We start from the raw sequence: 18,395 nt of genomic DNA on the forward strand, positions 1-18,395 counted from the left end.
TTGGCACATAGACTTTGGTTAGTAGTCATCTCGGACGTACGTAGCAACAGGCTGGCAGAGTGCAGCTAATTCATTCGAATAAATGACAATCGATGCGTCTGGATGCACTAGCCAGACGCACTTCGGTTGTGCATTCGTCAGTTATACAGCGGCGTTACTTCAGAATCTTTCTATAGGGCCGATGATAGTACGGGTCTGTCAGCATAAATAAACAGCAGATCTTTTCGATATCAATAAAGGCTCTTCCGCCATGCGCAAAAACCTGCCAGTGACACAACAGGCTCGTACATTCAGGGAAAGTGAGCGTCTTATCTCAACGACGAATCTCAAGGGACAAATTACTTATTGCAACGACGCTTTTGTCGCAATAAGTGGTTTTACACGAGAAGAGCTTATTGGCAGTCCACATAATCTGGTTCGTCATCCAGATATGCCTGAGGGTGTATTTGGCCATATGTGGGATACCCTTAAACAAGGCAAGGCCTGGATGGGTATCGTCAAGAACCGCTGCAAGAACGGCGACTATTATTGGGTGAACGCGTACGTCACGCCTATCTGGGAAAATGGCCAGATGGTGGGCTATGAGTCCGTACGTGTGCTGCCTACCGCGGATCAGATTCGACGGGCCGATGTCATGTATACACGGCTGCGTGAAGGCAAGCGTGCAGTACCAGTGACAGAAGCCATCAGGCATTCTGTCAAAATTGCATGGCCTACGCTTTTCAGCGGTGCCGTTATCCTTGGCGGTCATTTCTATTTCAACGACCTTGCCCAGGCGGGTGTGATCGTTGCCAGCGCACTAGGCATTACCTTCTGGCAGTTCAAGCGCCAGCGCTGGGCTATTGAAAAGATCTTCGAGGCCAATCCGAAGATGTTTACCAGCGCCATCGTTGCGCCTACGTACAGTAACCAGTTTGGTGCGGCAGGCCAGATGGACCTCGCCTTGCAAAGCCAGGAGTCACGTTTGCAAACGGCACTGACTCGCCTGGTAGATACCGGCAACAACGTGCAGAGCAAGGCAGCAGAGTCGTCGCGTCTTGCACGTGCTCAAGCCGAGTTGCTTGATCGTCAGCGCCATGAGACCGACCAGTCAGCCACCGCAATCAATGAAATGTCTGCCACCATTCAGGAGGTTTCGCAAAACGTTAACCAGACGGCTCAGGCTGCTGGCGAGGCGGAGTCGCTGGCCCTGCATGGTCGTGACGTGGCGGATGAGAGTTTAGCCTCCATGAGGCAGCTGGCTGGCGCCGTGAGTGAAATTGGACAGGCGGTGGGTGAGCTTGCCGATTCCACCCAGTCGATCGGCAGTGTTGCCGATGTGATTACTTCGATTGCCGAGCAGACCAATCTACTGGCGCTTAATGCTGCGATTGAAGCGGCGAGGGCAGGTGAGGCTGGTCGCGGATTTGCCGTGGTCGCAGACGAGGTGCGCTCGCTGGCTTCACGTACGCGTGATTCTACCCAGCAGATTCACCAGATCATCGAGAACCTGCGCTCAGGCGCACAACGCGCCGTTGCTACAGCAGCCAAGGGCGAAGAGGCCTCACGGCAGAGTGAAGAACACACGGCAGCTGTACGCGAGGCACTGGAGGGAATCAGCCAGGCGGTCATGCGAATCACGGCCATGAGCCAGCAGATGGCTACGGCGGTAGAAGAGCAGAGCCATGTGGCAGAGGACATCAATCAGCAGATCACCCGCATTGCCGAGTTATCCGATCACAGCACTCAACAGTCACAGCAAGGTGCCGTGCTCAGTGGTGAACTTGAGCAGATGGCAGTCTATCTGCGCGATCTGGCAGAGCGCTTCAATCGTTGAAACCTCTTCCAGCAGAATAGTGCTTAGGTGTTACGTCGCGGAATGAAGGGGTAAGTGTGGTGAACTACAATAAAACTATGAACTGAAATCATTTTTTCTTGCGCTAGCGGTGAATCTGACTCATCGATTGCCAGACGATTAGATATCACCGCTCAGACCATAATTCAGATGGCGCCTTCGCTTTTCTCAATGGGACTTGACGGGCTTAATGATGAGCTTAGATCTGGGCGGCCTCGCACTATCAGCGGCGACCTTGGCTTTTACTAGACGAATTTTATCTTGTACTTTCGCAGAACGAGCTGGTATGACTGCTTCCTTTGCAAAAGCACTTACTGGCACTCAGGCCGGAGTTCAGCAATGCAACCGGGGCAAATCCATCTCAACGTGTCGCATTCAGGATGCAGGGTATACATACATGCCTTTACCTCATCACATTCCTCACACTCGACGCGACGAATGAGCACGTCGTCTATGTCTGCATCTGTCTCGTACATCGGTAAATCCCTTACAACGCAATACTTGCTCTTTGAGCTATAAAGGCGCAGCGCCTCAAGCTCTTGGCAGTGATTGTATGACAACCTATTCATAGAAATGTAACATGGAATGCTTAGCATCCTATTGTCTGAAAGACACTTCTGAAGGTTTAGCCCTGCTTTGCAGGGCATTTTTTAGGGTGATAGCTCCATCACCTCTGCGTTCTTCCCATTTCTGCCTTCTGTTTGTGTAGGTGCGGTGCTTAAAGCCGCGATCTAGAGCCTACCGCCTGTAACTTTTCCTGCTTGAAGGGTGGTCAGATCAGCGAGGTTAACGTAAACAGGGCTTTTGACGACGAGACCGTGTTACCTCGCTTTATACAGCTAGTGTTTCTCAACGACGCCAGCGTGTTTGCCACAACGAGACCTCTACCTATGAGCAATGACCTTGAGAGCTACCTGTTACCTCTTGAACGGCAACTCAAACTGGCGGCACTTGGCTGCGGCTACAGGATCGTGGACTGGGTTGAGGAAGGGTCAGTCCCGTTGGTGGAAGGCAAAACGGACAAGCCTGCGCCATGGCGGCCGCATCTTGATGATGGTGACTCGCGTCAGCTTCAGATAGCCATGGAAATTCATCTCACCTTCGGCATGTGTTCGGAGAGTGCTGGTCGTGTTGCCAGGATCAGCTGTCCCACTGCCGGCATACCAGGCAAGGGGCGATTTGAGTGGGAGGTGCCACTCAATGAGGTCGATACAAACGAGACTATTCGAGCGCTCATCTTGCTGTGTGCAGCCTACCGTATGCAAAAACTACTGGACCCTGACAACGGCTCAAACGTTATTTTGCTCAGGAAACACTGGGTACGCTAAGCTCAATCTCAACTCCCTTTGCAGGCAGACGGTAATGAGTGGGCGACACCCTATTATGTATCGTGACCGAAGTTTTCGGTCGTTGCCGCCTGGATATTGCTGGGCACTGCGCCTATCTGGCTCAAGAGACTGGCTTGAACGGTTTTTTTGTACCCTTTTATTACCTTCTTGCTTTTTCAACCGCTCTCGCAATTTAGCCTGTATCCCTCTAGAAATAAGTCATGCTACCCACGAGCTCTTTTAACAATAAGAGTTTGCTCAAACTCGCCCAACATTCTGTCTGTAAAATCCCTGTCCTGATCATCAGGGAGGTAGCAGCTACTCACTAGCGCCCTGTATGGCTTGTAGCCAGGATTAGAACGCCATTCTTGGTTTTTTCAACGTGAAAGGAGCAGTAATCAGTAAATCGTGATTGCAACTGTTTTAGCCTGTCATCCATATCAATGAACTTAAGGAACCTTCTGAGTAGTATTACATTGGACCTGTTTCAGACAGGATATAAAGAACATCCTGAAAATATACTATAGCAATAGTAACGAGCGAATATATCCGTGGGAGTCTGATTACTATGCGGCCCCTGCAAATTTGTCCCCTGAAAGAATACTTCTTGCAGGGTAATTTTCTGCCATCCGCTATAGGCCATAGGGCCTGACTTAAAAACAGGCAGTGATCTTTATTTCATTCTAAAGCCTACAAAAATAGCTACCATCCTTAAGTACCTACCATGAGACGATAGTAAATTCTATCGCTTTAAAGTCTTTGATTCTAAAATTGCAGTCGTTAGAAAAAAACAATGAATACAGAGCGTGGCAATACCCAACAATGCCCCATGACTCGAGACGCTGTTGATTGTGGATGACGAACCTACGATACGTATGCTGCGAACGGATGTGCTTGGGGCTCAGGCCCTGCCTCTGACATACATATTGACCTCCTTATCTCTAACGTCGGTCTGCTTGGGGCATGAACGGTTGAAAGATGACTAATGCAGCACGTGAAGTCCGGCCAGGCCTCAAAGTATTGCTTATCACTGGATACGCTGAAAACGCTGCAATAGGCAACAGTCGTCTGGAGCCGGGAGTGCAGATTTTAACCAAGCCGTTTGCGGTTGATACGCTTGCCCTACGGGGTTGTGAGCTGTTAATGAAACAGGTGGAAACCGAGCGTTGGTCAGGGTGAAGATGGCTAAGGTGTTTGACTAGGATTACAATCATAATCAAAGGAGCCAGCCCTCAGTCTGGCCGGTAAGGATAGTGCCCACCAGATGTTCAAATTGATCATCTTTAAGACCTCCCGCCTCGTGGATACCTTGAAGCAGTAATTGAAGCCTTAACAGCGCAGTCGCCTCTGCGTCCATGATAGACGTCCGATAGCTGTCTATAACCTGAGCAAGATAGCTTTTAGGTCCTAGATAGTTGATGGCTTGCTCAAAAAGTCGCTCGATCTTATACGAACGGTAATCATGGGATTGGCTAGAGTTTGGGATCATCATTTCTAACCGATATGCATTGGTCTAGGTTAAGTGAGGGATGTGCCTGAATCAATTAAAAAGAGCTGCCGCAGTATAGGGGTGTACTCTACCTGCAGCGGCTAACAGAGGATCAGGCAAGATCCTTTTGCTTCCAATAAAAAGACCAGCACTTATTCGTCAGGGTTTCTAATCGCTTGTCTATCGATCATTTGCTTGGTAAGAAGATCTCAAAACGTAGACTTACCAGTCATCTTTTCGCGTACAGAAATGGGATCGGAAATGATAAATTTGCATGTCTTCGACCTCTCGGCACGAAGCTAGATCTAGCGATGTTTAAGCCTTTGTGGAATTGACACCTTGAGTGACCCTTTACGTGTCGTGATGCAACGTGTTGCTCGCGAGCTGTACCCGCTGCGCTGTAGGTACGAGGCTTTAGCCGAAAGCCATATGCTGCTTTCGGTCTATCGTGCAGTAGAAAGCACCGTGATCTGTTCCTGCTATCTTTCGGTAGAAGAGCTGAATAAACCAGGTGTTGTTGATGGCTTCATTTAAAAAGCTCTTGTCCAGACTGACCAGCGGCGCACAGTTGATCAGAGCTAGACAGGCATCAGGCAGATCTTTGGTTTAAGCTATCTGGCAAATAGCCAGATGATTGATAATTTGAAAGATTATGCCCTTGCGACGTCATATAGAGCGCCTGTTTCAGGTGTTCGATCATACCTATGAAATCAAGGCTCAGTCTGTAAGCGCCGATGAAACATTGCTATGTTTAAGGACGCAATCAGGTGAGATGCTGCTGACACGAAGCCTTAAGCCCAGCCACATCGCTAATAGTGCTCTTCTGAACTTGATCATTGCCGATTGTGAAAGGGTGCTCAGACAGCACGAGACGAGTCAGGATGCGGCAGCTGTAAAGGCTGAGATCCGAAATACCTTGAAAGAATCCAATAGCTAGGGATATCGCCAGGATTAGGGAAGAGGGAGCAGCTCAAAAACAACATTGTCATTCACACGAGTAATGGTAAGGCCTGACACCACACCTACAGGTGTTCCGTTGATAAAGAGCTTGCTCTCTCGTATCTCGCCTGTGGGAAGGTCTCGACTTTTACCTTCAAAAAACGGCTCTGATGAATCTCAGCAAACCTGACTCCATCACATCGAACCTCATAAGAAGCGTTTGGGTTGAAACCGCTAAAATCTGCCATAGCTTTCCTGTCCAGTTAATCACCAGCGCATTGTAAATGCTCAATGTTTTGATCATTTCAGTCTGACCTAGAGAGGTCTGGCAACCGGAATCTCTAGAGCAACTATAGAACATGTATCCAAATAGCTGTACATATTAGCTATTTTGTACAAGTTTAATGGCAATTGTTATACAAATAGGTTTCCGGTCAGGTACTTTGAACAGGCTGGCTAAATTCAAGTCCTTGAATTTGTTGCCGAAGCTGATTTGATGACCCTTATTTATGCCTACCTTGGAATCGGCCAGCGCAAAGCCTCCTACCGCGGTTCTTTGCGAAGACGAAGAGCTGGTGCGTGAATTGGTGAGAGACGTCTTGGAGATGGAGGGATTCTCTGTTGCTTCATTTTCGACAGCGGATGCTGGGTGGGATTACCTGCAAAACCATCTCAACGAGGTTGTACTGCTGGTTTCTGATATCTGCATGCCGGGGCGTCTAAATGGCATAGACCTGGCGCGTCTTGCAGCAAGTGCCTGTCCGGAGCTCCATATTGTCCTGTCCTCTGCCTATTGTGCAGGTGCTGACCTGCCACGAAGGGATCATTCGTCTTTCTTGGCCAAGCCCTGGAAATTAGAACACCTGATACAGGTGTGTCATAAGACAATGAAAGAACTCAATAGCAAAGGCGGTAGTTGAGCAAACGCGTTTATTTGCTGCTTACAGCAAGACCATGCAGCTTGCAAAAATGCTGAGCACTAAGGTCGTACCGATCAACAAATAAAGATGATAGTTTCTCTTTAAAGTTACATTTGATAGGAGAGGGTGATCAGGTGAACTCGTATGCAAAGCCTTCAAACTGTCCATACGATAGCGTAGGTACAAGGCTTTAGCGTAAGCTTTATCACCTTTCGCTTCTGAAATAACCTTAGCCCATAGGCTAGGTAATGGCCTTCCCAGGGTAAGCTCCATCACTATCTGCCTGTGGAAATCTTCTTCCTGCATTTTTCACCTCAGTAAACAAGCTAAAGCTAGCAAAGCTATCGGCTATGGCAAGACAAGCTTGAAGGAGGGCTGCCATTAATGTGGCACATTTCTAGCTTTCTTCGCCGCCATCTATATCAATGGCGTTCAAAGATTGACACTTAAGGAATGCTGCGATGATTAGCCTAGGCGCTTTTATGGTTCTGATTGGCGTGATATGCCTGTTCCTAGGATATGCAGACCCTGTCTTCTTATTAGGTGGATTGGGCTTATTGTCCAGCGCGGCCCTTATTTTGTACGGGGCGATGTTGAACGATAGGGCCGGCAAACCCAAGTAGGAGAATCAGAGGGATCGTTTAAGGCTGGCAAGGAGCGTTGAGCCAGCACGATGAAACGGTGCAGCCTCAACTTAAGATGCTCGTCTGTTGAAAATAGACATCCGTGAGTGATGATTATCGAGGGTCTATACTGGTTCATAATAAGACGCCCATAAGCGGTGACGGTATGGAATCGGTAGATCGACTGATCGTTATCGGCGCCTCAGCAGGAGGATTCAACGCCCTGCACTGGCTGCTGGCCAAGCTACCCCCTGATCTAAAGGCGTGCTGGTTGTAGTGCACATGAGTCCCAACGAGCCGGCACTACTTGATATCCTCTCCCAACACACTCAACTACCTATCCGCTATGCAAAAGAACTGGATCCCCTTGTTCAAGGTGAAATCCTGATTGCTCCGCCTGACAGGCATATGCGTGTTGAAAACAGAAAGATCCGGATCGTGTATGGGCCCAAGGAAAACTTTGAGCGGCCTTCCATAGACCCGTTGTTTCGTTCTGCTGCCATTGAGTTTCGGGAGAATGTCATAGGCGTAACCTTGCCCGGTGACATGGAAGATGGCGTGCTGGGCATGGAGGCCGTCAAGTGCCATGGCGGGATCACTCTGGCACAGAACCCGCTTGAAGCAGTCAGTCCCTTTATGGTCAATAACAGACTTGACCATACCTATGTCGATCACTGGCTTCCCGTTAACCAGTTAGCGGATAAGTTGGTAAGCCTAACCCACGAAGCGGTCGAACCGTCGCAACAGGACGTAGACTGGTTAGCGACAGAAGATCAGGTATCCAAGCAGCGATCCTCAGGTATTCCCGGGCTGGAAGCAATCGGTGCTCCCTCCCCGTTTGGTTGCCCGGAATGTCGCGGCGTACTCTATGAGATCAAGCAGAACGGGCAGTTTCACTATCGCTGCCACACCGGTCACTCCTACTCCGCCGAGATTCTTTCCAAAAGTCAGGAGCGGCTGGCTGAAGAGGCCATGTGGACGGCAACACGTGTATACGATGAGAAGGAAGCCCTACACCTTCGGCTTGCCGAGCAGGCCAAAAAGAGTGACCAGCCGGAGAACTATGAACGGCATCGACAAGAGGCAGTCAAGGCACGACAATGTTCGGCTCGGCTGCGTGAGATGATTCGCCTTCACATGGCTTGAGCTAGCCCTTTATTCTTACGACGTTGATGGAATAATTCTAGCCTAGCCGCAGCGGTGAGTTAGCTTCTGAGTCTGTTAGACAATGATGCCCGCATGGGCTACCGCAACCTGCCACTGTTTGTTTGAAACTCGTTTCCAGATGCGCGTGAAGCGAAAGTCTCCATTAGCAGGTTGATTGGCGTATCTACCAGTAATCTGGACCCGTACAGAAACAGCAACCGTGTCGATTCCGATCACTCGGACTTCTTGCTCTGAAGAGTCCAGTCTGGAAATACTAAGAGCACCTGATCCATGTGCTGATAGATCTGCTTCTTTGCCTAGGCATTGCCCCAGATGATTGGTAAAGATGAGGCTTGGAGACAGGAGTCTGTCTAGCGCCTCGACATCGGAGGCCAGCATAGCTTGACGCAACTGCTCTTCCATATCCTTTATCTCACGCTCGATTTCCATGTCGGATTCTCATAATGTGCCTAACGACTAGTATCGCCCCAGACTATACGTACGGTATAGCTTTGATATCGCTCATTTGGCTTTAACGCGAGCCATGGTTACTCCAAGCGCTGCACAGGGGCCTATCCAGATCGCTAAAACTACAAGCAGCAGCCTCTTGATCCTGTCCCCATACCCGTCTTCAAATTCCTGATGGATGGCAAGGATGGTGTTTTGCCTCCTTACTGCTGCGGCATGGAATTTAAAGAACGATTCCCTTGTAAGGCCTCTGCTATACGCCTGCTCGTAGTGTTCGAGGCTGGGCAGCTCGGGCAGCGCAGGCATGGGTCGGGTCTGCTCTGGCCAGCTCAGGTACGTGACGCCTGTGATCAGCGCGGTCCACAGTACACAGGCAGCAAGCCAGCCCTTGAGGAATCGGTGCGTGTGAAGGCTTTGGTTAAGCCTCCTTTTGCTTGAAACCTGAATAGCTACCCGCTCACGCTCCCTCTCAATCGATGCTACCGCTAACTCTTGATCGGACGGCATTAACAGCATCAGCCACAAGATAGCTATCGGTGCGACCAGAAAAACACTCAATAGGTAGTCGACCATAGTTTTCCTTTAACTGAAGCGATGGTTGGCAGGTAGGTCGATACGAGCCAGCGGGTGACCTGGTTTGATCAACAGACCGAAGACAAACACACCCGCCTGAACCCCCACCAGACAGCCGAACGCCCATAAGAGCTGGCGCGCCTTGCGCTTAAGCAGGCGACTACGGGTTTCAAGTTCGTTGAGTTGTTGGTCAAAGTGGCTCATACCGCCTGCTCCTGCTCCACGACATCGCCCAACAAACTACGGATGCGATCAGCACGACCTTCAAGCATGGCTTTGATTAGCAATACACCTGTACTGAGCATCACCAGCACTGCGAGTAGAGCGATCAGCAGGTTCTCCAATGCTGCAAGGATCGCCAGCTTCCAGCTTTGGCTGGCTTCGTAATCAATCACTGCCTGTGGGTATGGCTTGCTGTGGACGAAGTGAGCAATGGCAGAGAGGCTGTGTGCGTCAATCTCAAACAGTGCCTGTCCTTGCCGAGCAATCAGAGCATCGGTGAAGCGCTTGGCAATACCGCTGTTGTAGCGATACCAGTCCCTGGTTTTCTCAAACGATCCTTCTCTGACTTCTGGATGGCTGTGGTAGCGCACAATCATCTGGGCAAGCAGGTAATCAACCTGGAGCGAATCAACACTCTTACCGCTCTGGGCAATCGATTTGAGCTGATACTCCACATCATGGGCCCGTCCCTCCTCAACCGCCAAAGTAAAGGTGACGTAGCTCGATGTAGCAGAACTTGATGGGTCATCAATGCCAAGCATTGTTGTGGCAAGCCTGGGTGCTCCCAAGAGCATGAGCGAAAAAACGGCTATCTTTAGGGCGGACTCATGTTCTCCCGAGACTAACAACTTGATGCCGGCAACCATGAGACCCAAGGCAAACCCCACGGGCGCGATATAGGTGGTCAGTATTTCTAGGAGTTGACTATGGATAGCCTCAAATTCATTTGAGGCTACAAGCCCGATGCCCTGATCATGACCCGTAGTGTTGCCCACGTCCTTGAACAGCTGTGCCAGTTCTGCGGGTATGTCGATAGAGCTGATCGTGCCCAGATCTCCAAGCATCCAGTTAATAGTGACTGTTATCAGGTACATAGCCACAACTATAACGGCGGCTTTCCACAGGAGACCTGTCTTGCTCTTGAGCCAACAGCAGCGCTCATCCAGTTCAGCCAAGCCCTGCCTGAACACCTGTGCCTGGATGTTCATTCGACACCTTCCGACTGGCTCCCGACCAGTTGTGTGCGAAGAGAGGTACGCATCTGCTCAATCTGCTTCTGGGCATTACGCCGCTCACCCGCACCCTTGCGAATGATCGCCTGAACATCCTGCACAGTCCTGATCAACTCTTCCTGCACCTTCTGCAGCGTTTCAGGATCGATGGCCAGTCGCTGATTGGCTTTGGCAGTGTCTACGGCATTGCGGTGCAGCAGCTCGGCATTGCTACGCAGCAGGGCATTGGTGGTGTCGTCGATCGATTGCGCCAGCTCGACAGCGTTGCGCTGTTCGTTGAGTGATACCGCCAGCATGAACTGGCGCTTCCATGCAGGAACTGTGATCTCCCGGATCGTGTGAAACTTGTCGATCAGCATCTGGTTGTTGGCCTGAATGATGCGAATTGCGGGCAGGCTCTGGTACGCCGAATGCTGCATGGCTCTGAGATCGTCAATGCGTTTATCAAGATTGGCAATCTGGGCATCAAGATCCGCCAGACGCTGAAGCTGGGTAGGATCGTTGTTGATGCTCTGGCGCATGTCTTCGGCCTGCGACCGCATCTCGTTGAGCCGAAGGTGTCCGGCCGCTACGTGTACGCCCAGGAGATGGTGCTCATGCTCAACGGCAGCAAACATGCTGTTCAGGGAGGCATTGCGCTCGGCAATGTTGCCTTGAGCCGTCTGCACCTCGCCGATAAGCTTTTCGATCTGCTCACGCGTGGTGTCAAAGCGCGCTAAAGCGTTGCCTCCCCGCAACTTGATTCGATTGATCAGGCCGCCAATGACCGGCAGGCGTGAGCGCTTCTGGGTGAGGCCGTTAATGTTGACCGAGCGGGCAAGGGTGACAACCTGGGAGAGCTTTTCGCCGGCGCTGTCGAGGTCCTTGTTGGTGATCTGGTCCAATAACGGATCTGCATAGCTGGATGTGTGGGCCGCGACTTCGCGCCCAAAGTTGGCCACGCTTGCGAGGTCATCAAGCTTGATGGTGTGGGCAACGGTCTTGATCTGCTCGATATCCGTATCGCCAAGGCCTAGAGCGCTGAGGCTGTTGGCATCCAGCGTAAACACGGTAGCGGCATGGCGAGACTGCTGTGGCTGAATATAGGTATTCATTGTGCGTGATCTCCGTTATTTACTGGATGCCATCAAGGCTTTTGGAAAGGCTGCCCAGCAGGTCTTTGTGCGCACGAGTAGCCTCGGCCACCATCTCTGCGCTCATGTGTCGTGTTGTGAGTAAGGTCAAGGTGTGCTGGCGCCAGACCGGCACCAGAACGGTCACGGTCTCGTTGAAACGGTCCAGCATGTCGAGCGCCTGCGCACGGGTCAGGCGCATCTGGATCACGCTCATATCGTGTGAGGAGAGCAGGGTTGTCAGGTTGACGATCTTTCGCGTCAGGCGGTCTCGCGGGTTGTCGAACTCCCATTGCGCTTGCTTGTGAAGGCCAAGTTCAGGGTTCTCGTCCAGGAACTCCCGTGCAGCCTGGATATACAGGCGTAGCCGGGCGGCCTCGTCCTGAAGACTTACAAGAAGGTTATCCAGCGCCTTGAGCGTATCCGTGACACGCTGGGCATGGACCTGTGCCTCTTCGATCAGATCCTCAAGATTCTTGCGCGCGGAGTAGTAGCGTGCCTGGCGCTCAAGGCCCTTGCCTGTCCAACGCTCAAGCCGAGTAGGCTCTTTTGCCATCTTGCGCGGATCAGCGTCAGCGAGCCTTTCAACAATCTGGCCGATCAACCCAGCCAGCCTGGACACTGCGGCTGTTTCCATGAGGTCGGAGTAGCGATCCACGCTTGAGCTGTCGATGGCGCCAGCGCCGTACTGTCCGATAGCATCGCTATCAAGAAACAGGGCGGGCAGGGTCTCGGTCTTGATGTGCTCAACCGAGATCATGGGTAGGTTCATGTGTGCCTCCGGAGAAAACCACAACTCAGTGGAATTAACCGGGTGCGTTCAGAGATGACCTGACTGCAAGACCTCTTAACGCCCCAGCCGCGGATCTGATACCTCAAGGCATCAGGTGCTGGTGTTATGTTAAGGGATCAAGAACCCATCCAATGGGCGTACTCCCTACCCGCGCGGGTAGGGAGTAGCCCGATTGACCCTATTGCATTTATTCAAATTTGGTGTATGGAAACCCACATCGATATCGGAGGTGAAGCAATGCTCCTCGAGAACAATCCAGACCATGGAATCACTCGAAGCCGGACTGACGACGGCTGGTATGTAGCACCAATCCGGAGCGGGGAGTCTCCCAAGGCCTTTTTCGATGCGGCCTATGACTTCGATCCTGGCGCTAGCTATATAGCCGCCAAGGAACTCAACGATCAGCTTCGTCCGTACATTGCACCGATTCGCAATCAGGCCAACCAGCGCAGCGATAAAGCCCGCCCTGACCTGCCTCTCGGCATTACGCTGGCCACGCGCAAGAGTGTTAACCGGGGCGGCAAGGGTTCACAGCTGCTCTACAGCTTCAAGGTGTCGCCCTTGAGAGGAAAGCCGGTGAATGTCTACATTGGTACCGCCAATACCTGGGAGGCAAATTTTTCGCAGGCACTACAGAGGGCTATAGCGATTAGGGAAAGGAGTCGGGAGCTCTTGCTGAAGCCAGTCCACACGAAGAATGACCGTACTTTTGAGCAAGCATTGAGTTAGGGCATTAGCATGTGCTGGGGCCGGTCTTTCCACAATCGCAAACGCTCCAGCTATGCGCGAACGTAACCCGGCAAAAAAAAGATGTTCCACGGCCTTGCATCTCAACAAACTCGTGAGAGGGTAATTTCAAAGGGTTGAATTGGTCACCCAAAGAAGACGTCGAGGAAATCATCAACGTGCACGCAAGTAACAATGCCGTTCGGGCAACTGGAACTGCGAAGGACAGAGATAGCCAATGCGGTTGCCACGAGTTCGGACCTGAAAGAGTTGTAGCGATGATTAGCTGAACCTTCTCTTAATCCCTACATAGGTAAATCGACATGACTAATCGTGAACTGCTTGAACTCGCTGCGAAAGCCGCCGGATATACTGCTAGTTATGCAAGTGAGGCCACAAACCTTCCTGGCATGATGGCGCGATACGGCCTAGAAGAAGCGTTGTACGTTGAAGAAATCGGCGAGTGGTGGAACCCATTAGAGGACGACGGTGATGCTCTGCGTTTAGCCGTCAAATTGCAGCTAAACATTTGCAATGAGCAAACCTCAAGCGGTGCGGCTTACTGCATGGATGGTGAAATGGATCACGCTTACCCTCAAGTTAAATCAGGCAAAAACGAGGGTGATGTAATTCCCGATGACTATGAGGCAACGCGCCGCGCAATAGTTCTTGCTGCTGTAGAGATGGCTCAAGCTATAGCGTGACTTCACATAACACGTATCACTCACTCTGATTTAAACCGCGTTTATTTCAATGCAGGCAACCTGATTGGTGCAGGATCATGGCGAGCATTCAGAAACGTCCTCAACTCCAGTTCATCCTGTCGGACCGGTCTTTAAAGGTAGCGTTTGACGTTGCCCGCAAGCGGTGGCCTAAGATCGAGCTGCGCTACATTGGCACTGACTGCAAGACGTTCCAGCACTACTTTCAGGAATGGGGCAACCCGAATCCGTTCATTCTCTAACTTTATGCATGAGCAATCATTGCTCAGGACACCAAATATGCCCTCAAAAACTGAACATCTCGCTTCAATCTGCAATGTGAAAACTCTCAATCGTGGCCTGAAAGTTTGGTGGGTGCACGAGATGCCGTTGGTATTAAAAGGGTGCTATTCAAATGTTGTGATAAGCGGTGCTGTTATTATCACTTTTACTATCGTTGTTCACGTCTTCTTCGCACTGGGTGTGCTCATGTCGGCTTTACTACCAGCTGACATTCAAACACATTCTTCACTTCTCGCTTTTGAGCACTCCCCTGAGGTGGTCGTACCCCTTGCCTCGTTGGGCTTTGCTCCATTCATGGCGATGGCAACGTTGGCTTCCTGGGCTCGCCACGTTTGCTCAATGGGGAAAGTTAACCCATGAACCTGTTTGGTGTAGAGATCAAGCACCCTTCGCCCAAGGAGCTGGGCCTAGCCACGTTCATCATCATGATGTTTCTGGTTTTCAGCCTGCTCAATGGAGAGCGTGCGGATAGCCTGTTTCCAAGTCTGGCCGCTGTTTCTGCTGGAGTCATTTCAGCTTCCTTTGGCATCAGCCCCGGCAAAGGCTGGCGAGCATGTGTATTGCTCCTTGTGATTGCCACGATCAGCTACACGTTTATGCGAATGCTAACTGGACAACTGCTGACAAACTGAGCGTATACAACCTTGAGGCTGCTCCATATCGCCACTATTTGGAACCCCATGATGGATTGAGGCTGACGACAGTTGTAGAAAGTTGGCGCAGGAATATCTGTGTCAACAGCATGGGGTCGCTTGATGAAGGATTGGGCCAATGATCGAATCAGATCTACCAGACAAGCCAGAGGATATTGCATCCCAGCAGGCAGTCTATACACTGAGAAAGACGGGACTCGAAATTCGAATTCTCGAGAAGACGCTTGAAAAGCTGGAACTGGATAATCAGAAAACAGCTTTGGACATCGTTAAGCTGGATCTTGACATCAGCAAGCTTGACGTAGAAGTGAAAGACTACCGAAAGGAGTCTATCCGCAAGTGGCTTACGGTTATTGGGGCTGTATTAGCGGCCATCTTTACGGGCTTAACCGCCACGCTTAAAGCACGAGAGGTCTACTATGAGCACCAAACAACAGTTCAAGAGCCCCTACCTGAACGATCCGCAGAAGGTTCAAAGCATCATCCATCAGATGCAGAAAAACCAAAGAAATAGCTTTGTTCCGCTTTTGCAAGCGGCTGCGATTGCGGTTCCGGTCATTGGTGGTGGAATATTCCTTCTGTATAACCTATTGACCTGACTAGCATTCCAAGCCTCCTAGAGAGCCTTGCTACAATCGTGAATAGGTTAATCGAGATGATTGTTAAGATTCTGATGTGCCGCTGGGATCAGCTTAGCCAGAGCGAATGGGAGGAACTCAATGACTCTATCCCATGGATTGTTTTTGGTCTGATTGGCATGCCTGTTATGACCTATCTCTTCGCATAACACCGCTTATGTTAAATTGATATCACTTCTGCCTTCCTATCTGTTTTATAGCTAAAACATTGCCATCTTTCTTAATGCACTGTCTTCAACCCTGACCGCTGGCTGTATAGCCGTGCCTCAGCCTGGCCCATGCTTTCGCCTGTCCTTTGCATGTGCTCGGACAGTTCCTCAGCATCAAATCCCACCTGATCACGCATAGCATTGTTAACGTCAGCCATAACGCGTTCAGCATTACGCGACCACTCGCTGACAAGGTTCTGCGTATGCTTCATGTCGTCTTTAACCCATGCTCGGGGATCAACACTTTCTGTGGTCAAGAGTCCCAGCGTGCGGCCTACGGCGGGCAGTAGGGTCATATAAAGCGTCACCCAGCAGATAGGCTCCATAGGTTCGGTCGGATCAATCAAGGCGTTGTGCAGATATGGCGCAGGGCTTGTCTCATCCAGCTCGTTGGCTATCTCGACGATCAGGTCAACGATTTCCTCTTCCTGTATTTCCAAACCATCCAGCTTGATAGCCATCTGGAGCAGATGGATCAGCTCAAATAGTGTGTTTACCTTGGAATAGTCTTGGCTTGATATCGATGTCATGACATACCTTTTTAGTTGACCCAACCGCATAAAAAACCGCCCGAAGGCGGCTTTGTGTGTACGCATCGTCCATAAGGCCAGTTTAAGCCTCTTCTTGGAGATGGAAGTCAATATACATACGTCCAAATTCAGCAAACGCAGCTATACCGCCAAATTCGCATAATCTTATTTTTGCTACAGTCCTATCACGCTATCGTCAGAACTGTACAAGGTTTCCACTGCTACCCATTTTTAAAGGGACGTATCGGAATGAAAGATACTTTTTCTAGACGTCATGGATTTGCCTCTACTACTGAGGTGGATATAACAATTCGTGAAGGGGCTCCTGAGGAGTTAAGAGGCTATTTGATTCAATTAGCTTATGAGTGCATGTTGAAGCCATCAGAGCTTAGAGTTTTGTTATGCCGAACGCTGAAAAAACAACCTGACCCTTCTAACTGGAGCGAATTCCCAAATATAGATTATGAAAATCACGGACTCATCCAAGAATGTAAATGGTACAAAGTCTACGATTTTATCGAGCGGCTCTATGATCACCTGGCTGAAAGATGCTCCAACAGGGACGTCTGTGAGCAGTTTCAAAGCGAGCTAAATGATTACTTTCTAGAAAATGGGATTGGCTGGAAAATCTATCAAGGCCGGGTTGAGATGCGGGGACCTGAGTCATTTGAAGTAGTTGTCAAGACGGCTATAGATACTGAATCAAAATCGGGTCACATTACAGCCAGCAAGGAGCTTCACCAAGCGATTGCTGACCTATCGCGCCGGCCTCTTCCCGACCCCACAGGCGCTATACAGCATGCCATGGCTTCTCTCGAGTGCGTTGCCAGAGAAGTCACTGGTGATATAAAGGCCAACCTTGGAGACATCATGAAGCGTCATGGACATGTCATCCCTCAGCCTCTTGACCAGGCGGTAGTCAAAGCTTGGGGCTATGCATCAGAAAATGGCCGACATCTTCGAGAAGGCCGTGAGCCTACGTTCAACGAAGCGGAGCTTATCGTAGGCTTATGTGCATCTCTTGGTAACTATCTAGTAAAGACTTCCAAAACGGCCTACTGAAATCGTTTGCTTTGGTTAACGAACCAATGATGCCGCTCAGCAAAGCGTGTCACTGGAAAAGTTAACCATTGCCTAGAATTAAAAGTCGAAGGGATCAGCTGCTTGAGTGTTAATCCAACAACCTGGGCTCTGACTATCGAAGAAATCTACTGAAATATTCCGTCCTAGATCTTGGTGAATTACATGCTCAGCATGTCTACAGTAATTCTGATCATTGCCATAGACTGATACTGCTACCTGCTGAATACCCGTGTTTCGCATCTGCTGAAGTAGATGTCGGTCATGCTCACCTAATCCCCACCCATAGATGGTCAAAGAAGTCCTTCGACTAGTAAGAACCTCCCTGAATACAGTGGAAAGATAATAGCTTTTTTGTATCGAAGTTATCTTTTGCTCTTTTGTACCTTCACTAACAAATAAAGGAATGCGCGAGCCATCTCTCCATGCGCTCAGAACCGTCTCCAGCAGACGATCTCCCTCTCTACTCTGGATCTTGAATTCTCTATCGACCATGTTTCTGCATAAGGCCAAGCTCCCATGCGGATAAAAGACTAGTGTATTACTCCGCTCCCTTTCGTCATAAAGCTCTCTGTAAGTCTGCCAGTCGTCGACAAACTCACCCCTTTTGAAGCAATCCTTAAACGCATGTCCATCTCTCCGATCGAGGACATAGGTCATTGCCCAATAGACAATCAGGTCATAATTGAGAGAGAAGACAGTATCGAATCCTTTGAGGTACTCACGTATACGAGATAGATAATTATCTACCTCACTATAGTCGGGATGAATGTCCCTGACAGCTTGGATCAAGCAATCTCTCACATGCCTATAAGCCGAGCGAGTGCGCTCATCCGGTATTTCTAATGACCTGTTGACAGTTGTGGCATGCCACACCAAACGCAATACCAATTCAAAATCTTCTGTATCAAAGAATTCAAAAAGCTTGGCCACATCATTTGTCATCAGACCATTATCGCGCGCATGCTCTAGTAAAGATGGATAGTTAAAGCTCCTATCTACGGCAATACTCGCGCCGTTGCCTAACACAATGGTTTCCTGATGATAATCATTAGAGATGTCTTCCCACTGCCTAATCTGATAAGGCATTTCACT

21 protein-coding genes and 3 pseudogenes are annotated in these 18,395 nt (G+C 50.1%); 15 read left to right on the plus strand and 9 right to left on the minus strand.

The annotated features are described in order from the left end of the window. Window positions 1–250: 250 nt before the first annotated feature. The 5 genes and pseudogenes from JQR90_RS24290 to JQR90_RS24310 all read left to right on the plus strand — a co-directional run. Window positions 251–532, plus strand: a pseudogene (locus tag JQR90_RS24290) (PAS domain-containing protein); the annotation flags it as partial. Window positions 533–865: 333 nt separating this feature from the next. Beyond that, window positions 866–1,816 (plus strand): annotated as a pseudogene (locus JQR90_RS24295) (methyl-accepting chemotaxis protein); the annotation flags it as partial. A 908-nt stretch (window positions 1,817–2,724) separates the two neighbouring features. Further along, entirely contained in the window at window positions 2,725–3,162 is a 438-nt protein-coding gene (locus JQR90_RS24300; protein ID WP_434141173.1) for a hypothetical protein, read from the plus strand. An 836-nt stretch (window positions 3,163–3,998) separates the two neighbouring features. Beyond that, window positions 3,999–4,341: pseudogene (locus tag JQR90_RS24305) on the plus strand (hypothetical protein); the annotation flags it as partial. A gap of 1,758 nt (window positions 4,342–6,099) precedes the next feature. Then, window positions 6,100–6,510 (plus strand): response regulator, encoded by a 411-nt coding sequence (locus JQR90_RS24310; RefSeq protein WP_434141171.1) that lies wholly within the window; start codon window positions 6,100–6,102, stop codon window positions 6,508–6,510. Between the two features lie 21 nt (window positions 6,511–6,531). Here the strand turns inward: JQR90_RS24310 and JQR90_RS24315 are convergent, their stop codons facing one another. Continuing rightward, window positions 6,532–6,816, minus strand: a complete 285-nt coding sequence (locus JQR90_RS24315; RefSeq protein ID WP_434141169.1) for a hypothetical protein — start codon at window positions 6,814–6,816, stop codon at window positions 6,532–6,534. Between the two features lie 483 nt (window positions 6,817–7,299). Between JQR90_RS24315 and JQR90_RS24320 the strand changes: the two genes are divergently transcribed. Both JQR90_RS24320 and JQR90_RS24325 read left to right on the plus strand, forming a co-directional pair. After that, a complete protein-coding gene (locus tag JQR90_RS24320; protein ID WP_434141167.1) occupies window positions 7,300–7,410 on the plus strand; it encodes a chemotaxis protein CheB in 111 nt (36 codons plus the stop codon). 5 nt (window positions 7,411–7,415) lie between these two features. Continuing rightward, window positions 7,416–8,279, plus strand: coding sequence for a chemotaxis protein CheB (locus JQR90_RS24325; RefSeq protein ID WP_434141165.1), 864 nt, complete (start codon window positions 7,416–7,418; stop codon window positions 8,277–8,279). A gap of 75 nt (window positions 8,280–8,354) precedes the next feature. On the opposite strand, the gene JQR90_RS24330 is transcribed toward JQR90_RS24325, so the two are convergent. The 6 genes from JQR90_RS24330 to JQR90_RS24355 form a co-directional block, all read right to left on the minus strand. After that, window positions 8,355–8,729, minus strand: coding sequence for a nuclear transport factor 2 family protein (locus tag JQR90_RS24330; protein WP_434141163.1), 375 nt, complete (start codon window positions 8,727–8,729; stop codon window positions 8,355–8,357). 72 nt (window positions 8,730–8,801) lie between these two features. Continuing rightward, a complete protein-coding gene (locus JQR90_RS24335; RefSeq protein WP_434141161.1) occupies window positions 8,802–9,320 on the minus strand; it encodes a hypothetical protein in 519 nt (172 codons plus the stop codon). A 9-nt stretch (window positions 9,321–9,329) separates the two neighbouring features. After that, window positions 9,330–9,524, minus strand: coding sequence for a hypothetical protein (locus JQR90_RS24340; RefSeq protein ID WP_434141159.1), 195 nt, complete (start codon window positions 9,522–9,524; stop codon window positions 9,330–9,332). Continuing rightward, window positions 9,521–10,531: a hypothetical protein gene (locus JQR90_RS24345; protein ID WP_434141157.1), complete on the minus strand. Its 1,011-nt coding sequence runs from the start codon at window positions 10,529–10,531 to the stop codon at window positions 9,521–9,523. The genes JQR90_RS24340 and JQR90_RS24345 overlap by 4 nt, the downstream gene beginning before the upstream one ends. Next, window positions 10,528–11,649, minus strand: a complete 1,122-nt coding sequence (locus JQR90_RS24350; RefSeq protein WP_434141155.1) for a toxic anion resistance protein — start codon at window positions 11,647–11,649, stop codon at window positions 10,528–10,530. Before JQR90_RS24350 ends, JQR90_RS24345 begins: the two co-directional genes overlap by 4 nt. 19 nt (window positions 11,650–11,668) lie before the next feature. After that, window positions 11,669–12,439 carry a toxic anion resistance protein gene (locus JQR90_RS24355; protein ID WP_434141428.1) on the minus strand — a complete coding sequence of 257 codons (771 nt, stop codon included), beginning with the start codon at window positions 12,437–12,439 and terminating at the stop codon, window positions 11,669–11,671. Between the two features lie 258 nt (window positions 12,440–12,697). On the opposite strand from JQR90_RS24355, the gene JQR90_RS24360 reads away from it, so the two are divergent. From JQR90_RS24360 to JQR90_RS24390, 7 genes are all read left to right on the plus strand, one after another. Further along, window positions 12,698–13,189 carry a hypothetical protein gene (locus JQR90_RS24360; RefSeq protein WP_434141426.1) on the plus strand — a complete coding sequence of 164 codons (492 nt, stop codon included), beginning with the start codon at window positions 12,698–12,700 and terminating at the stop codon, window positions 13,187–13,189. A gap of 320 nt (window positions 13,190–13,509) precedes the next feature. Continuing rightward, the gene (locus JQR90_RS24365; protein ID WP_434141424.1) at window positions 13,510–13,890 is read left to right on the plus strand and encodes a hypothetical protein; all 381 of its coding nucleotides are present in this window, start codon (window positions 13,510–13,512) and stop codon (window positions 13,888–13,890) included. Between the two features lie 77 nt (window positions 13,891–13,967). Continuing rightward, a complete protein-coding gene (locus tag JQR90_RS24370; RefSeq protein WP_434141422.1) occupies window positions 13,968–14,150 on the plus strand; it encodes a hypothetical protein in 183 nt (60 codons plus the stop codon). Between the two features lie 37 nt (window positions 14,151–14,187). Then, window positions 14,188–14,550 carry a hypothetical protein gene (locus JQR90_RS24375; protein ID WP_434141420.1) on the plus strand — a complete coding sequence of 121 codons (363 nt, stop codon included), beginning with the start codon at window positions 14,188–14,190 and terminating at the stop codon, window positions 14,548–14,550. Continuing rightward, on the plus strand, window positions 14,547–14,822 hold the full coding sequence (locus JQR90_RS24380; protein ID WP_286790720.1) for a hypothetical protein: 276 nt from the start codon (window positions 14,547–14,549) through the stop codon (window positions 14,820–14,822). The genes JQR90_RS24375 and JQR90_RS24380 overlap by 4 nt, the downstream gene beginning before the upstream one ends. A gap of 139 nt (window positions 14,823–14,961) precedes the next feature. Further along, on the plus strand, window positions 14,962–15,357 hold the full coding sequence (locus JQR90_RS24385; protein WP_286790721.1) for a hypothetical protein: 396 nt from the start codon (window positions 14,962–14,964) through the stop codon (window positions 15,355–15,357). 141 nt (window positions 15,358–15,498) lie between these two features. Further along, the gene (locus JQR90_RS24390; protein WP_434141418.1) at window positions 15,499–15,630 is read left to right on the plus strand and encodes a hypothetical protein; all 132 of its coding nucleotides are present in this window, start codon (window positions 15,499–15,501) and stop codon (window positions 15,628–15,630) included. A gap of 71 nt (window positions 15,631–15,701) precedes the next feature. Here the strand turns inward: JQR90_RS24390 and JQR90_RS24395 are convergent, their stop codons facing one another. Further along, window positions 15,702–16,220 (minus strand): hypothetical protein, encoded by a 519-nt coding sequence (locus JQR90_RS24395; protein ID WP_434141416.1) that lies wholly within the window; start codon window positions 16,218–16,220, stop codon window positions 15,702–15,704. 249 nt (window positions 16,221–16,469) lie between these two features. Between JQR90_RS24395 and JQR90_RS24400 the strand changes: the two genes are divergently transcribed. After that, complete coding sequence (locus JQR90_RS24400; protein ID WP_434141414.1) at window positions 16,470–17,282, plus strand: AbiJ-NTD4 domain-containing protein; 813 nt, start codon at window positions 16,470–16,472, stop codon at window positions 17,280–17,282. A gap of 78 nt (window positions 17,283–17,360) precedes the next feature. Here JQR90_RS24400 and JQR90_RS24405 read toward each other — a convergent pair whose 3' ends face one another. Beyond that, window positions 17,361–18,389, minus strand: a complete 1,029-nt coding sequence (locus tag JQR90_RS24405) for a DUF4917 family protein (protein WP_434141412.1) — start codon at window positions 18,387–18,389, stop codon at window positions 17,361–17,363. Between the last annotated feature and the right edge of the window lie 6 nt (window positions 18,390–18,395).

The organism is Pseudomonas sp. JZ114 (assembly GCF_051027705.1).
Lineage (GTDB): Bacteria > Pseudomonadota > Gammaproteobacteria > Pseudomonadales > Pseudomonadaceae > Chryseomonas > Chryseomonas luteola.

Coding starts and splice junctions, on each gene's coding strand:
- JQR90_RS24300 (WP_434141173.1), top strand. CDS start 2,725: ATGAGCAATGACCTTGAGAGCTACCTGTTACCTCTTGAACGGCAACTC.
- JQR90_RS24310 (WP_434141171.1), top strand. CDS start 6,100: ATGCCTACCTTGGAATCGGCCAGCGCAAAGCCTCCTACCGCGGTTCTT.
- JQR90_RS24315 (WP_434141169.1), bottom strand. CDS start 6,816: ATGCAGGAAGAAGATTTCCACAGGCAGATAGTGATGGAGCTTACCCTG.
- JQR90_RS24320 (WP_434141167.1), top strand. CDS start 7,300: ATGGAATCGGTAGATCGACTGATCGTTATCGGCGCCTCAGCAGGAGGA.
- JQR90_RS24325 (WP_434141165.1), top strand. CDS start 7,416: ATGAGTCCCAACGAGCCGGCACTACTTGATATCCTCTCCCAACACACT.
- JQR90_RS24330 (WP_434141163.1), bottom strand. CDS start 8,729: ATGGAAATCGAGCGTGAGATAAAGGATATGGAAGAGCAGTTGCGTCAA.
- JQR90_RS24335 (WP_434141161.1), bottom strand. CDS start 9,320: ATGGTCGACTACCTATTGAGTGTTTTTCTGGTCGCACCGATAGCTATC.
- JQR90_RS24340 (WP_434141159.1), bottom strand. CDS start 9,524: ATGAGCCACTTTGACCAACAACTCAACGAACTTGAAACCCGTAGTCGC.
- JQR90_RS24345 (WP_434141157.1), bottom strand. CDS start 10,531: ATGAACATCCAGGCACAGGTGTTCAGGCAGGGCTTGGCTGAACTGGAT.
- JQR90_RS24350 (WP_434141155.1), bottom strand. CDS start 11,649: ATGAATACCTATATTCAGCCACAGCAGTCTCGCCATGCCGCTACCGTG.
- JQR90_RS24355 (WP_434141428.1), bottom strand. CDS start 12,439: ATGAACCTACCCATGATCTCGGTTGAGCACATCAAGACCGAGACCCTG.
- JQR90_RS24360 (WP_434141426.1), top strand. CDS start 12,698: ATGCTCCTCGAGAACAATCCAGACCATGGAATCACTCGAAGCCGGACT.
- JQR90_RS24365 (WP_434141424.1), top strand. CDS start 13,510: ATGACTAATCGTGAACTGCTTGAACTCGCTGCGAAAGCCGCCGGATAT.
- JQR90_RS24370 (WP_434141422.1), top strand. CDS start 13,968: ATGGCGAGCATTCAGAAACGTCCTCAACTCCAGTTCATCCTGTCGGAC.
- JQR90_RS24375 (WP_434141420.1), top strand. CDS start 14,188: ATGCCCTCAAAAACTGAACATCTCGCTTCAATCTGCAATGTGAAAACT.
- JQR90_RS24380 (WP_286790720.1), top strand. CDS start 14,547: ATGAACCTGTTTGGTGTAGAGATCAAGCACCCTTCGCCCAAGGAGCTG.
- JQR90_RS24385 (WP_286790721.1), top strand. CDS start 14,962: ATGATCGAATCAGATCTACCAGACAAGCCAGAGGATATTGCATCCCAG.
- JQR90_RS24390 (WP_434141418.1), top strand. CDS start 15,499: ATGATTGTTAAGATTCTGATGTGCCGCTGGGATCAGCTTAGCCAGAGC.
- JQR90_RS24395 (WP_434141416.1), bottom strand. CDS start 16,220: ATGACATCGATATCAAGCCAAGACTATTCCAAGGTAAACACACTATTT.
- JQR90_RS24400 (WP_434141414.1), top strand. CDS start 16,470: ATGAAAGATACTTTTTCTAGACGTCATGGATTTGCCTCTACTACTGAG.
- JQR90_RS24405 (WP_434141412.1), bottom strand. CDS start 18,389: ATGCCTTATCAGATTAGGCAGTGGGAAGACATCTCTAATGATTATCAT.